At 56.8% G+C, this 14,147-nt stretch carries 10 protein-coding genes; 2 read left to right on the top strand and 8 right to left on the bottom strand.

Features of this window, described 5'->3' with window-relative positions; genetic code table 11:
* Window positions 1-16: 16 nt before the first annotated feature.
* From VPK24_RS01805 to VPK24_RS01780, 6 genes are all read right to left on the bottom strand, one after another.
* Window positions 17-358, bottom strand: a complete 342-nt coding sequence (locus VPK24_RS01805) for a DUF760 domain-containing protein (RefSeq protein ID WP_099534128.1) — start codon at window positions 356-358, stop codon at window positions 17-19.
* 384 nt (window positions 359-742) lie between these two features.
* Window positions 743-2,104, bottom strand: coding sequence for an MDR family MFS transporter (locus tag VPK24_RS01800; protein ID WP_393010184.1), 1,362 nt, complete (start codon window positions 2,102-2,104; stop codon window positions 743-745).
* A 24-nt stretch (window positions 2,105-2,128) separates the two neighbouring features.
* On the bottom strand, window positions 2,129-4,837 hold the full coding sequence (locus VPK24_RS01795; protein WP_393010182.1) for a DEAD/DEAH box helicase: 2,709 nt from the start codon (window positions 4,835-4,837) through the stop codon (window positions 2,129-2,131).
* Between the two features lie 150 nt (window positions 4,838-4,987).
* Window positions 4,988-6,376 carry a hypothetical protein gene (locus VPK24_RS01790; protein ID WP_393010180.1) on the bottom strand — a complete coding sequence of 463 codons (1,389 nt, stop codon included), beginning with the start codon at window positions 6,374-6,376 and terminating at the stop codon, window positions 4,988-4,990.
* Between the two features lie 393 nt (window positions 6,377-6,769).
* Complete coding sequence (locus VPK24_RS01785; protein ID WP_393010178.1) at window positions 6,770-7,381, bottom strand: pentapeptide repeat-containing protein; 612 nt, start codon at window positions 7,379-7,381, stop codon at window positions 6,770-6,772.
* A gap of 187 nt (window positions 7,382-7,568) precedes the next feature.
* The gene (locus VPK24_RS01780) at window positions 7,569-9,968 is read right to left on the bottom strand and encodes a glycosyltransferase family 2 protein (protein WP_393010176.1); all 2,400 of its coding nucleotides are present in this window, start codon (window positions 9,966-9,968) and stop codon (window positions 7,569-7,571) included.
* Window positions 9,969-10,635: 667 nt separating this feature from the next.
* On the opposite strand from VPK24_RS01780, the gene VPK24_RS01775 reads away from it, so the two are divergent.
* Window positions 10,636-11,358 (top strand): DUF4079 domain-containing protein, encoded by a 723-nt coding sequence (locus tag VPK24_RS01775; protein WP_393010174.1) that lies wholly within the window; start codon window positions 10,636-10,638, stop codon window positions 11,356-11,358.
* Window positions 11,359-11,459: 101 nt separating this feature from the next.
* Here VPK24_RS01775 and folB read toward each other — a convergent pair whose 3' ends face one another.
* Both folB and VPK24_RS01765 read right to left on the bottom strand, forming a co-directional pair.
* Complete coding sequence (gene folB, locus VPK24_RS01770; RefSeq protein ID WP_099534150.1) at window positions 11,460-11,819, bottom strand: dihydroneopterin aldolase; 360 nt, start codon at window positions 11,817-11,819, stop codon at window positions 11,460-11,462.
* Between the two features lie 234 nt (window positions 11,820-12,053).
* Window positions 12,054-12,437: a histidine kinase gene (locus VPK24_RS01765; RefSeq protein WP_393010172.1), complete on the bottom strand. Its 384-nt coding sequence runs from the start codon at window positions 12,435-12,437 to the stop codon at window positions 12,054-12,056.
* 459 nt (window positions 12,438-12,896) lie between these two features.
* Here VPK24_RS01765 and VPK24_RS01760 point away from each other — a divergent pair, with 459 nt between their 5' ends.
* Window positions 12,897-14,051, top strand: coding sequence for a hypothetical protein (locus tag VPK24_RS01760; protein WP_393010170.1), 1,155 nt, complete (start codon window positions 12,897-12,899; stop codon window positions 14,049-14,051).
* The last annotated feature ends 96 nt before the right edge of the window (window positions 14,052-14,147 follow it).

The raw sequence follows: 14,147 nt of genomic DNA, 5'->3' as shown, positions 1-14,147 counted from the left end.
AGCCTACCTTCAGGGGCTAATCATCCCCCAAGGAAGCCACATCATGCAGGGCATCTTCCATCTGCATTCGCTGTTCCATTTGCCGTAAAAAATAGCCCGTCATCATGGCCGAGGCCAACAATCCGGCCAGGTTTTCTCGATCGGTCACGATTTGGATGCTGAAATGTTCACCGGGCAAGGAGCCAACTAAGCCTTGAACATTTTGGGAAACAATTTGCTTCACGTCAGGGGTCACCGCCCGGGCCACGCGGGCCAACACTTCCGGCGATTGACGCTGGAGGTATTGCAGCAGCGGATTGACGCGATCGTCATTCGATGCGTCATCAAACCAGTCAGCCGTTTCGGGGTTAAAAACCATAGCGTCGATTCAGTCGGAAGGACGATCGGACTCTTGGAGAATCCTACAGAAATGCTGGTTAGCGTTCTGGTTGGTGTTAACGATGTTGTTGAGTTCACCTGCAACCTTATGCAACAACGATCTGCCACACATTGCAACGGTTGGTGAGTCAAGAATTACCCAGAACGGGACTGGAAGGGTGCAAAGGGCAGTTGAGGGGACGGTGAATGAATTTGCACGCATTCCCGATCGAGTGGGATAGCACCAACGGAAGCACAAATAGAAGCACTAACAGAAATTAACGAACATTGCTCAACAATCTGGCCCTATTGTGACATTTTTGCTCAAGTCTGCAACGGAAGTTGATGAGCGGCGATTTTCGGCCGAACCCTTTCCCCACTGATCCTAAGTTGAGGATGCCCGGTTCAGGTGTCGATCGAGCAGGCGATCGAGCCAGTGCAGCAAGCCCAACACCAGTCCCACACTCAACACGGGCCAAATCCAGAATCCCCGGGCGATCGCTGGGGTGGCATCCAGGGCCAACCCACCCAACGGCGGCCCCACCGCATAGCCCACAGCCCAACAGAGGGAATTAATCGAAAGGTAAGTGCCGCGCAGGGATTCCGGAGCTAAATCCACCACCAGGGCCGAGCCAGAGGGCGTATAGGCGACCATAGCCAGGGACAACAGGGCCAAGGCCCCGATCGCCCCGGCCAAGGCCCAGGCTCCGGGCTGAATCCACCAAACGGCGACAAAGCCCGCCCCAAACAGCCCAGCGGCGATCGCCAGCGATCGGGCATGGCCATAGGGGCGCAGCAGCCGGGACATGGGCAGTTGGGTCACGGCGGCCAAAATAATATGCCCCGAGAACAGCACGCCAATTTGCGCGGGAGCCAAGCCCACGATCCGTTTGAGATAAAGGGGCAAGGTGGCTTCCACCTGGGCCAAATAGGTGGTGAACAAAATATTAGCAATCACAAACAGGCCGAGGAGTCGATCGCTCAGGGTTTTGCGCCAGCCGGCCCAATGGCCGATCGCCGTTTGGACTGCGGGCCGGCGATCGGGAACCAGGGCCACCACCGCCACCGCAAACAGCACAAAAGACAGGGCATCGCCCAAAAACAGCAACCGATAGAGACCCGTTTGGCCCACCAGCAATCCCCCGATCGCCGTGCCCAAGCCCAACCCCACCACATCCGCCAGCCGCGTGACCGCAAAGGCTTCCCGCCGATGTTCTTCCGGGGTAAAGTCCGCCACCAACGCTTCCATGGCCGGCCAATATAGCCCCACGCCCAAGCCCATCAGCAGATTGCCCACAATCAGCAACGGAAACCCCGCCGCAAACCCCAACACCCCATCCCCCAGGGCCGAGGCCACCGCCGACAACAGCAACACATTGCGCCGGCCCACCCGGGGCGAATCAGACCAAGAACCGCTAGCCACCCGGCCCAGCACCCCCGACAACTGACCCAACCCCAGCGCCGTGCCCACGGCAGTGGCCGACAGGCCCACCTGTTCCACAAAGTAGATTGCTCCGTAGAACATGACCAAGCCAGTGCCCAGGTGCAGCAAAACACGCCCCAGGGTCAAAATCCAAACCACGCCGGACAAGGGGGGTAACCATTGTTGGCCAGTGGATTGAGTTGTGGATTGAACTGCGGATTGAACTGCGGCTTGAATCGTGGATTGGACTGTGGAACGGAGCGATCGGCCTTTGGGAAACAGCCACTGTTTCAGTCGTTTTTTGGTGTGACGCAACGCGGCCATGAATAGCCCCCACCCCGCAAGGATTTAATCGACCGTTTCCGAAACCGGGAAGCGATCGAGCAGGGCCCGCGCCTCGCTGGCCCGATCCTTCAAGTCTCCCGCCAAATAGGGCACATGAATCACCTGGGAGAGCAAATCCAGCGTTCGGCGCACCATCCGCACCACATCCCCATCATCCAAGCTGGTGCGGGCCGACAAGTCCGACCATTCCGCCCCCAAGGCCCACTGCTCCACCAAACCGATCAGCTCGTCTTCCAGCAAAATCGGCAGCATCACCCGATAGCGCCGCTGAATCTTGAACAGTTCCCGCCGCTGATCGCTCAGATCTTCCAGGGTGGCCAACACGCCATCCGTGGGGAGTGCGTCCGTCCAAGTGTCCGGGCGGGGTTCTTCAATCAGCAGGGCGGCACAGGCAGCGGCTAGTTGGGGCGGCTCCAGGCGATCGAACTCGCCAGACATCAGGGCCAACCCTAGCCACAGTTCATTTTCTCCGCGCAATGTGGCGATCGCCTGGCCCAATTCCGTGGGTTTGTGGTTTTCGTCCAAACACTCGAAATATTGCAGGATTTCAATCAAATTCACGAACTCCTGCCAATAGCGCTCAGACATGCGCCCCAACTGGCCGCGTTTTTCCGCCAGGGTGGCCGCCAACGCATCCAAGTTGTGCAACGCCTTGAACAGGTACTTGCGATTAGTCCATTGGGAAACGGGATGTTCTTCCAATTGGGCCGCCACCGCTTCCACCCGTTCTCGCTGCTCAATCACTTCCGGCGCATCCTCCGGATCAGGCAGCACAGGGATTCGATGGATGATGGCCAGGGTTTCTTCGTCGCCGGCCAGGTGCTGGCCGGGTCGCAGGGGCAAAGCCACCGGGGGCTCCAGGCGATCGACCGCTGAAATGCGCGGAAATTCACCGTAAAGGCCCGCCACATCCTCGGTTTTCACCACATGCCAAGCATTGTCAATCCCCAAACAAACCAGATAAGGGAATCGACCGGAGCCAGCCACCTTCAGCACCAACACCGCTGGCAAAGGTTCCTTCACCGGAATTGACGGCCCCTTAAGAGCCAGGACAGTCCCCGCCACGGCAAATTGCAAAGCGGGAGCCAAGTCTTTCCCGCGCACCACTTCCGCTTGTTCTTGCAAGGTTCGCAGCAACCGTTCTTCAGCCTTGAGTCGCTGGTTGAGCTTTTCGTATTGAGCCACTTGGGCCAAGTCCACCTCGGCCGTTTGGGCTTGCAGTTGCTCCAGCTCGGTCGCCAGTTCCTCCACCTCCTCTTGGTAGGGAATGAGATGAATGGTGGAGAGATATTGGCCAAAGCTGCGTTCCACCAGGCTGCGTGCTTCCTCTAGGGAGTGGGTTTGCAGCAGGTTCAGCACCATGCCATAGGTGGGGGTGAACTGGCTAACGAGGGGATCCGGTTGAGAGGTGGCCAGGTGGGCCGCTTCCTTGGCTCCTTCAAAGGGCGTTTGCAGGGTCACCACATAGCCTTGAATGTCTTTGCCCCGGCGACCGGCTCGGCCAGCCATTTGCAAAAACTCGGAGGCGTTCAACAGGCGATGTCCCCGATCGGTTCGCTTAGACAGGCTGGAAATTACCGTGGTGCGGGCGGGCATGTTGATGCCGGCGGCCAGGGTTTCCGTGGCAAACACCACCTTAATCAGGCCGTCCTGGAACAGCTCTTCAACAAGGCTTTTCCAGGCGGGCAAAATTCCCGCATGGTGAGCAGCAATCCCCCGATAGAGGGCGGCCAGTTGGCCATCGCGGGCCGCGCCGGGATTTTTGACCAAGAAACTATCGATGCGGGTTTTCAGCAGCGCGGCTTCGCGATCGGACACCAAGGAGAGGCCGGCCGCATTGGCCACGGCACGATCGCACCCTCGGCGGCTGAAGATGAAATAAATGGCCGGGAGCATGTCCCGCTGCTGGAGTTGGGCCAACACAAAGGGAATATCCGGCGTTTCGGCCCGCAGATCCCGCTTCACCTGGTCACGGGGCTTGCGACGGTTCCGGCGCTCTGACTTGAACTGAGGGTGCAGCCGTTTGCCTTCGTCATCCAGCAGCGGAAACAGCCCTTTGTAGTTGCCAAAACTGAACCGCAAGGGCACTGGGCGGAAGTCGGAATAAATTAACTCTGTGGGCCCATGGACATAATTCAGCCAATCCGTGAGCTGTTGGCTGTTGGCCACGGTGGCCGACAGGGCCACCAATTGAATTTCAAAGGGGCAATAGATGATCGACTCTTCCCAAACGGTTCCCCGCTGGGAGTCGTTCATGTAGTGGCATTCATCGAGCACCACCGTTTGCACATCGGTCATGGAAGTGCCGATTTGCCCGATCGGGGTGCCATAGAGCATGTTGCGAAAAATCTCCGTGGTCATCACCACCACGGGGGCATCGCGGTTAATGGACACATCCCCGGTCAATAACCCCGCTTGATCTTCGCCAAATTGCTCTTTAAAGTCGCGGAATTTCTGATTGGAAAGGGCCTTGAGAGGCGTGGTGTAAAACACCCGTTTGCCTTGGCTGAGGGCGCGATAGATCGCATATTCACCCACCAGGGTTTTGCCGGAACCGGTGGGGGCACAAACCACCACGGACTTGTTGGCATTCAACGCCTCGATCGCTTCCAATTGAAAGCGATCGAGGTCAAAGGCAAAAACATCAGCAGGAGGCGGCCCTTGAGCGATCGAAACTGAGCCGGCCTGGGGCGAAATGGGGGAAACAGTCACGCGCGGCAGTTACTCAAACGGGGTGAAGGGGCGATCGACCCTAACCTGTTGGATGGGTGATGCACAGGCTAGAACCGTCTTCAATAGTAGAGCGAATTGGAAAACCCGTGCCACCACGCCCCCATCCCCCAACCGGCTCAATGGTCATTCCTAGGCAGGCACTTCGGCCACTAACTTGTGACCACTGAGGGCAGACTTGCGGCTGTCAAAAAGCTTGCCCAGTCCCTCCGTCACGTCCGCCACGATCTTTTGGGGACATTCCGCAATGAAGGCTTCGGCGGATAGTTCACCGGCAAAGAAGGCCTTGCCCCGATCGCGCAGTCGTGACATTTCGTCATAGCCCATGGCCTTCACCATGTAGGTCGTGAGGGGCGAGTTTTTGATGTCATAGTCAAAATCCTGCAACCGGCCCACTTCCACCAGGGTCAACACCTCCTCTTCAATGGTGTTGCGGGGATAATAAACATGGTCCAGCGCGGGCAAAAAGTCCGCCAAGGAGGAAACGTTAAACCCTTCGCTCGGCATTTCACCCATCAACATTGACAGGGGAATATCCTTGCCAAAGCGCATGGACAGAGCCTCTAGAAAGGCGATCGTAAATAGCTTTGTGCCCAGATAAAGGCGACCAATTTCCAAGTTGCTGCGGGCCTGTTCCACCAGCGCATTAAAGGTGGCATCATCTGGCTCATCGCGGAACTGATGAAAAATGCGCTCCGGTTGCAGAGAATTCATGAAGCCTTCCATTTTTTGGAGGGCAACTCGGTATTGATAGACCGTGTAAGAGGTGGAAAACTTCAGATTGTGGTTGGTTTCCGGCAGCAGGCTCCAGGTGTTGTCCAAAAACCGAGCGGCGCTGGGGTTGGCAAAGCTGCCCACATCCCGATTGGCCAAGCGCACCGATCGCTTGACGGTTTTTTCAATTAACGCCTCATCTAGCCCCAAATCATATTTTTCATTCACCAAGTTCAGGCGCTGATACAAAATATCGCAGTTGCTCAACCCCTCGGCATTTTTGGGCCGAAACGGAATCGTTCCCTCAATGCAGGCGGTGATTTGGGCAATCAGGGCAGCGGGGGCATAGTCTTCTAAAATTTTGCCGGCGGCCAGGGCGCTGAGATACTCATTCATCCCGGCATAGGGAGAGAGGGTTTGCCCCGGTTCAAAGCCAAAAATATCAGTGACCAACGCAAAGGTTTGGTCTTTTTCCAACAGTTCAGATTGATCGCGAATAATTAAAGCTTCTCCCTCTTCGCGCACAAAGGGGGTGATGAAGTAGCTGAGGTTGAAGTTAACGCTGCGATCGACCTGGACATAAACCAAGTCATGGAACAGGGCCGAGAGCACCTCGATCGGGTCTTCATGGCCCCCCACTTCAAAGATGTGCTCCGGCGTGTGGAAATAGCGCCACGGGCCGGTCATGGTTTGCACGATCGTGGCGGCAATCTTATCGAGCGGGGCCCGATCAATCGACAGCCCCGATGCCTGAGTCGCCCACACAAGCTTCTCAAGGCATTCTTCTCGATCGCGTTCTCGGCTCATCGCGTTGCCCCCGATAGGTTTGCCTGATGGTGATTAGACAGCCTCCCCACCGTTGGCGGTTGGGAATCTCAATGTCTAGGTTGGTTGAGGTTGAATCTTCCGAATCTTAACCGACATTCTGAGCGAGGCGGTCGGAATCATCACTTTTGAGCTGTTTGGCTCCCCGCCCAGCGGCCTGGCTTTGTCCGATGAGCTAAACACCAGTCCATGGCATCTAGTCCATGGCATCTGGCCCATGGCATCAAGCGACATTTGTTAATGGCATTTATAGCGCATGGGATAGGGTCTAGGCGTGATTTTTGACACGAGTAACCATGAGGTCGATCGGCCAGATTATGACGCTTCGGGGCCAGCGCTGGGGGAAATTGGCGGGGAGAACCAATGATATTTGCCCTAAGGGCATTCTAGCGATTCTCGGGTATCTGCGCCGGTTTGGGGATTGATGCCGGCCGCATATTCACAGAGTTGGGCCGCTTGTAGACGATCGAGCGCTGCGTAGGTAAAATCGGCTCCCTGTACCTTGGCCCCTTTGAAGGTCGATCGCAGCAACATCGCATCGGACAGTACCGCATCGGTTAAATCCGCGCCGTTGAAATTGCTCAGGTAGCCAATTCCGTTGCTGAAATCCACGCCTTGCAGGTTTGCGCCGCTGAGATTGCTGCCATTGAAAACGGCTCCTCGCAAATTGGCCCCGTGGAAGTCGGCTTGCTCCAGGTTTTCGCTGGCAAATTCAGCCCGCTCCAGGTTTTGGCCAGCAAAGTTGCGGTTGCTCACTTCCGCATCGTCAATGGCCCGAATGGCGGCAGAGCTGGCAGCCCAAGCGGGAGCAGCGATCCCCAGCCCACTCACCGCTAGCAGGGCCGTGAGGACAATCGCCCCCACGGCGGCCCGCAGCCGGGAAAACACGAAACCGCAGGGCAAAAACCCCAAAGACAGAAAACCGCAGGACAGGATCGATCGAGCTGATCGTGAGCGTTGGGAAGAATGATGGGAAAAAACGATCATGACGGCGATCCCCGAAAGACAGCTTGAGAAACGGCTTGAGGCTATAGACATTTTGCCATGAGCCTTTTCGAGCCGATCCGTCGGTGGTGATTTTTTCGGTGGTAATTGTCGAAGAAGGATTTTAGGGAAAAAATTCTTGGGGAGTGATTCTTGGGGAAATTTTGAGAATCATTACCGTTGATTAACCCTAGGGCAGCACGATCGCCTCACGGGCCCGACGATCGCGTTGTCGTCGGTAAGCCCACAGGCTCGATCGCAACAGTAACCCCAAGGAAGCCAACTCCCCGGGCGATTCCCGAGACTGCCACTGGCCCGGCTGGCAATAGAGCCATTCCACCAGTTGCCGCTGTTGGGTCGGGGTCAGGGGTTCCCAGGCCACTTCCAAAAGCGCTTCCCCGGTTTGGGGATCGCGATCGGGCTGCTGGAGCACTCGCACCGGCAAAACCAAGGGCTGACCAAAGGCGCGATCAATGAGGTGTAATTGCCCCTGCTCCGGGTTCTCGGGGGTGGAACTTAGAGGCGGGAAGTCCGCGAGCATCGCAGCTCCCTTGGTCGCTGGCGATGGTTGCGCTTCTCCCAACAGGATCCGGCGCACCGTCGCCCAACGGGCCCCAATCCCCGATTTCGGAGTGGGTTGGGGTGATCGAGTGAGGGCCACAATTGCTCCCGATTCGGAAGCCAGCCGCAGCGTCACTCCCATGGGCCAGGGGCGATCGGCCAGTTGCAGCAACCCCGGGCGATCGCGCCGGAACCACTCATGCCGATTCGGCTTCGGAGCATCCACGGAAGCCAACACCGCCGCTCCCACCAACAGCAAGTTATAGGTCAACCAAGCCAAATTCAGCTCACTACCGCTTTGACCCGCTGGCAAGGGCAACCACCCCAACACCTGCGCCAAAGACCAGCCCCAAGCCATGGCCGTCAATCCCCAAATGCCAAGCAGCGGCAGCCCCGGCATGGGGTTAAACACCGCCCGATCGCGGGCAATGCCCTTGGGAGTGACCCGAAAGGCGCGGCCAAAGGGCCGCCAAAGCGTGTGCAACACCGTGAGGGCGATCGGGAAGCAATTCACAATCGCATAGACATCGCCCAAGGTGGCCGAACACGATCGCCGGTTCAACCAATTGCAGGTGGCCAAATGGGCCACGTAAAGCGGCAAAAACCACAGCAACCACTCCATCACATCCGCCTGCATTGGCGAAATGCCCAGCAGGGCGATCGGCAACGGAGCCACCAAAAACAACAGCCGAATGAGCGACAAGCCCCAGTAAAACCAACCTTGGGCATAGTGCAACCGCTGCACCAACGTCAGCCCCCGAATGGTCAGCGGATTTTCTGGAATAAAAAAGCCCTGCATGGTTCCCGCCGCCCAGCGCTGTTGTTGGGCAATGTAAGCCGACATGCTCTCAGGCGACAGCCCCGCACTCAAGGCCTCATTCAAGTAGCGAATTTGGTAACCACTGGACATCAAGGCAATCCCCGTGAAGTAGTCTTCACAAAGACTGCTGGTGACAAAGCCGCCCACCTGCTCCAGGGCACTGCGGCGCACCACAAAGGACGAGCCATAGCAAATGCTTGCGCCCACACCGTCCCGCACCGATTGGATATAGCGGCTGAACACGTCACGATTCGTGGTGAAGCGATCGCCCAGCCCCAAGTTATAAACGATCGGGTCTGGGTTAAAGAAATGCTGGCGAGTTTGCACCAAACCCACCGAGGGATCATGGAAAAACCCAACCGTTCGCTGCAAAAAGTTACGAGTGGGCACAAAGTCCGCATCAAAACAAACGATTAATTCTCCCTGGGTGCAACCCAAGGCATGGTTTAAATTACCGGCCTTGGCATGGGTGTTATTTGCCCGCGTCAGGTAATGACAGCCCAGGGTTTGGGCCAAGTCACGCACCTCAGGCCGTCGGCCATCATCTAATAAATAGATTTGCTTGGGGCCGTAGTTCAGCGCTTGGCAGCCAATGACCGTGCGGCGCAACACGTCCACCGGCTCGCCATAGGTAGGGATCCAGATATCCACGGTGGGTTGATAGCCCGTGGCGACCAACGCGGCAGCCCGGGCCGCTTCGGCCCGGCGATCGCCCGATCGCAACATCAGCGCCAAATCCAAACCACTATTCACCCAAAGGGCAATTTCACAAATCAACAGCAAGCCACTGGCCAAGCCATCGGCCACCGTGCTGAAATTCAGCGTCATGGTGACCCGCCACACGATATAGCGCAGGGTCAAAGCACCCACGATCGCCACCACCAAGGCGCGCGATCGTTGACTGGGCATTCGTCGCCAGCGAGGTACCAGGGCCACCGTTGCCACTAACCCCACCACCATCGCCACTAACCAACTGCGATACTCGGGCTGGTCGGGTGTTTGTCCCAACAGTTCCAACCCCCAAAGGGGCAACATCAAAGACGACTGGGCAAATTCCGTCAGGCCGGTGCAACGAGCCAGGGACTCCGCCAACACCAACATTAGCCCGATCGCCCCGGCCAAAATGCCCAGCCAACGCCCCGTCAATCGCCGTGGTTTTGAACCATGTGCCCGGGCCGGCGAGGTACGACGTAACCAAGAAAGAGTCATAGGTTCAGAATCGTTACAACCGTCAAAACGCCATTCCGTTTCGCTATGTCATGCCACCGTCAGGACTCGATCGGATCTAGCTCGATCGCCGGTCACCCGGTTTCCTCCGCCGTCCTCACCCCAAAGTCCACCATTGCTCAGCCATTCCAGCCTATGGACTCCAGAGTGATTCGGCAGTGACCCCCGATCGAGCAAGATGCGTCGTCTATCACTCCCTTTGTCAGAGTAACAATTCTTCGTAAAAATATCTTTACAAAATAATGGACGCTGATGGGCACTATGAGTAAAGGTGATCGCAAGCTTCAGCAGAGTTGAGACGGCGATCGCCCCAATTCACCAGCGGCATCGGGGCGATCAAGCTATAGTCTGATCAGAATTTTGATCAGAGTTTGCGGGGCTTAGGGATTGTCATCAGATCGCCTGAAACCCTGATTCCACCGTAACGAAATCATGGGAAGCAAGGGGACTCAGCTCCTTGTTACAACCATTGGGGCATGGCCAACCCATCATTGCCGCCTGACTCCAAAAAATGGCGGTAGGCCCCAGATCGGCGCTGGAACTAGCGCTTGGATCAGCCGCCCCAAGTCCGTCTCAAAGCCGCCCAAAATCCAACTTCCTCGATCGTGCTTGAGCCGCCTTTAATCAGCCGGAATACCTAGAGAAACCAATGACAGCCGTAGACATTTTGGGGATTTTGCATCCAGGGCTAGCCGTTGTCCTTGTCTTCCCAATGATTGGCATCGTGTCGCGGGCCGCTTGGCAAATTCGCCAACGTCGGCTTGCCACCGCCGCCGGTCAAAAATCAAAGATCCCGCCCAGCGTTGGACTCGAACATGTGGAGATTGGGCGTTGGCTGACGGGATCCATTGTTGGCATTATTTTGGTTGCATTTGCCTACATCTTATTTGTAGATAAAGCCAACCTTTTTGATGCGGCTAATTGGAGCCAAAAGGGGGGACTCCTTGCAACCCAATTAGCATTTTTTGGCGTAACGATCGGCTCATTAATTTGTTTATATCGCTCCAGCAGCAAACAGTGGCGAGCCACGTTTGCCACTCTGTCCGGCATGGGACTAACCGTCATTGCAGCCCAAGAAGGAATCTATCGCCGCGATCATGAATGGTGGGTTTCCCATTTTTACTACGGAACCCTGGCTGGTTTGCTAATGATTTTTGCCTTGGCAATTTTGCCGGAAATTTACCGCAACAAAGCCTGGCGCAAAGCCCATATTGTGGCCAATGTGGTTGCCCTATTATTGTTCTTGGGGCTGGGATTTACCGGCGCAAGGGATTTGCTGGAGTTACCCCTCAGTTGGCAGAAGAGCTTTGTGTATGGTGGTTGCAATGCCGAAACTCAAACCTGCCAAGCACCTGTCCCGCCAGCTCCATAGTTTGTAAGGGTGATCGTCCAAGCGATCGAGCAAAGGTCAGATATCGGCTACAACCAAATCGACTGCAACCGAATCAACCGCAAGGGATCAGCCGCAAGGGATCAGCCGCGCGATCGGGTAATTTCCACCGCAATTGTGCCTGCAAATTCTGGAATCGGTGCGGCTGGCTTCGTTACCCGCACCACCACCCGTTCCACCCCCTTCAGGGTCAACAGCCCATCAGCAATGTTTTGGGCCACCCGTTCAATCAAGTCCACCTTGGATTGGGAAACGGTTTGGCGAATATGCTCGATCGCCGCGCGGTAGTCCAATGTATCTTCAATGCGATCGCTCTGGCCCGATGGAGCCAAGTCAATATCCAGCGTCGCATCCACTTCAAACCATTGCCCCAGAACTTTTTCCTCTGGCAAAAGTCCCGTGTAGCCGTAGCATCGCACTTGCGAGATATAGATTCGATCCAAACTCTGAGCCAAATTTGCTCTCCCTATCATTTCAATTAAGCGGCAATGATACGGCCATTGAGCAGCCTCTTCAGCAGCTTCCAAGCCCCGACACTCCGATATTTGCACTGCTATTTGCACTGCTATTTGCACTGCAGGGGCATGAGGGGGCCAGACTTCTGCCCCCTGCCTAAAACTGCGTCTAAAACCTGCGCAGTAGCAATGCGTTGAGTCACTGAGTTGAGTGGCGGAAACCTAAGTGCTGAGAGTGCTGGGTTCCAACCGCTGACAAGCCGATAACCCCAAGCCGGGATCCGCTCGGTAGGCATCCGTCGGCACCCACACTGTCACCGAGCGATCGCCCATCACTTGGTAAAGATATTGCACCGTGGCATCAAATAACGGTCCCACCCGCAAGTTGGAAAAATCATCTTCGGCGCTTTCAAACCCAAACCGCACTACGATTTGTGCCAACAGGCAACCGGGAGTGTCGATCGACTCGCCTGAAATTTCCCGTTCCTGCCAAAACTTGTCTAGAAATGGCTCCAAAACCGGCAAAACCTTTTTAGGCTGACCATTCCGACTGGAATAGACAACTGCGGAATTGCCCTCAACAAGAATGTGACACGCCGTACCCATAACCGCGCCCAAAGACTGGTGAAAAGACCCAAATGCTTGCGACACATCCATCAAACCATCAAAACTGTCTTCATCTCGAAAAATTTTGAGTAGGATAGTCTGCGAGACCGCCCCAGCCCCGATCGCCCCATGGATGTTGGCTGAAGCTTATGACCGAAGAAGGCCCCTAGCCTCCTTTCCTGAATTTGGCCTTTGGGCTAAACCGTTCAGGAAAGGGCCCGGCAACCCGGTTAGGAGATAACTAAGCGTTGCGGTAACACCATGACCGCCGCCACAATCCCCTAGACTTGGAAGCCAATGGGTTCCTCGCCCCAGCCCCCAGCCACCGTACAGGGTGCAACGGTGCGATGCAGTCCAACCGGCCGCCGATTTTCGTCGGGCCACCCTGGCCGTTGGCACAATCGTCCGTGGGGTGCTGAAGTCGCGCGAACGCAGAGTTAACCTCGTTAGATTTTTTCGATGGCAACGACGAACCCGCAACTGGAACGCGCCAAACAAGGCGACCCGGAGGCGATTGCTGCCTTGATGCGGCGATCGCTGGAACCCAAAGGCATCAACGTCCAAGCCGAAAGTGGTGGCGATGTGCTGCGTGTGGTGTTGGAAGGCTCCCAGCCTGTCAACCGCGAAGCACTGCTGGCCTTCATCCGTAAGGGGATGCTCCAGTTGGGGGTGAAGGGTCTCCGCTCGATCGCCGTGGAATGGCGGCAACCGGGCAGCTTGCTAACCGATTGGACTGATTCAATTTCCCTCGACGACGACGAACCCTACGGCCTCGATGCGCTGAGCATGTCGCAAATCGAAGCACCCAATACGCCCCCCGTGGATATGGATGCGCTATCGGATGACGACAGCTACGGCAGCGGCTATGGCGCGCAGTACGGCATGGAAGATGATTCACTGCCCATGGATGATGATGAGTCCTTGGAGTCGGAAGACAGTTCGGAACCGACCAAGCCTGCCAAAAAGGGCGGTAGCGGCGGTCTGATTGGCCTACTGCTGGGGTTGATTGCCATTGGGGGCGGGTTGTATTACCTCTACACCAAGGGGCATCTCAACGAGGTGGTGGCCAGTTTGCCACCGGAAGTGCAAGTTTATTTGCCACCCGTCACCCCAGAGTCAGCGGAACCGGCGATTACGGCCGATGGTACTGAGGCCCCAGCGGCCAGTCCGGCTCCAGCAGCGGAGGCCCCCGCCGCCAGCCCGGCCCCGGCGGAAGCGCCCGCTGCTAGTCCTGCACCGGCCAGTCCGGCCCCGGTGGCCGAGTCCCCCACCGCTGAAGCTCCGGCAGCGGTTCCCGCCAGCCCCGCTCCGGCCAGCCCCGTCGCTGAGGCTCCAGCGGCCAGCCCCGCTCCGGCCGCTTCACCCGCAGCCAATCAACCGAATCCGGATTTTGCGGAAGCGGTGCGCAAGGCCACCAGTGCGGCAAAGTTAGCCCAAACGGCTAAGACCAAGGCGGAATGGACAACGGTGGCGGCAGAGTGGCAGGCGGCTTCGTCCCTAATGCAGAAGGTGCCGGCCGACAGCCCAAATGCTTCAGTTGCCCAAAACCGGGCCCCGCAATATGCCCAAAACGCGGCGATCGCGCGGGCCAATGCCCAAGCAGCACCGCAGTAGCATCGGGGGTTGATTAATTCGATTCAGAATCCGTGCAGAAAATTCCCCCTGCCTAAAGATCCTCCCTGGGTCATTTGGGTGGGGGGAATTGATTTT

It is taken from the genome of Limnothrix redekei LRLZ20PSL1, from assembly GCF_043235035.1.
Lineage (GTDB): Bacteria > Cyanobacteriota > Cyanobacteriia > CACIAM-69d > CACIAM-69d > CACIAM-69d.
This window is presented reverse-complemented; position numbering and strand designations above follow the sequence as displayed.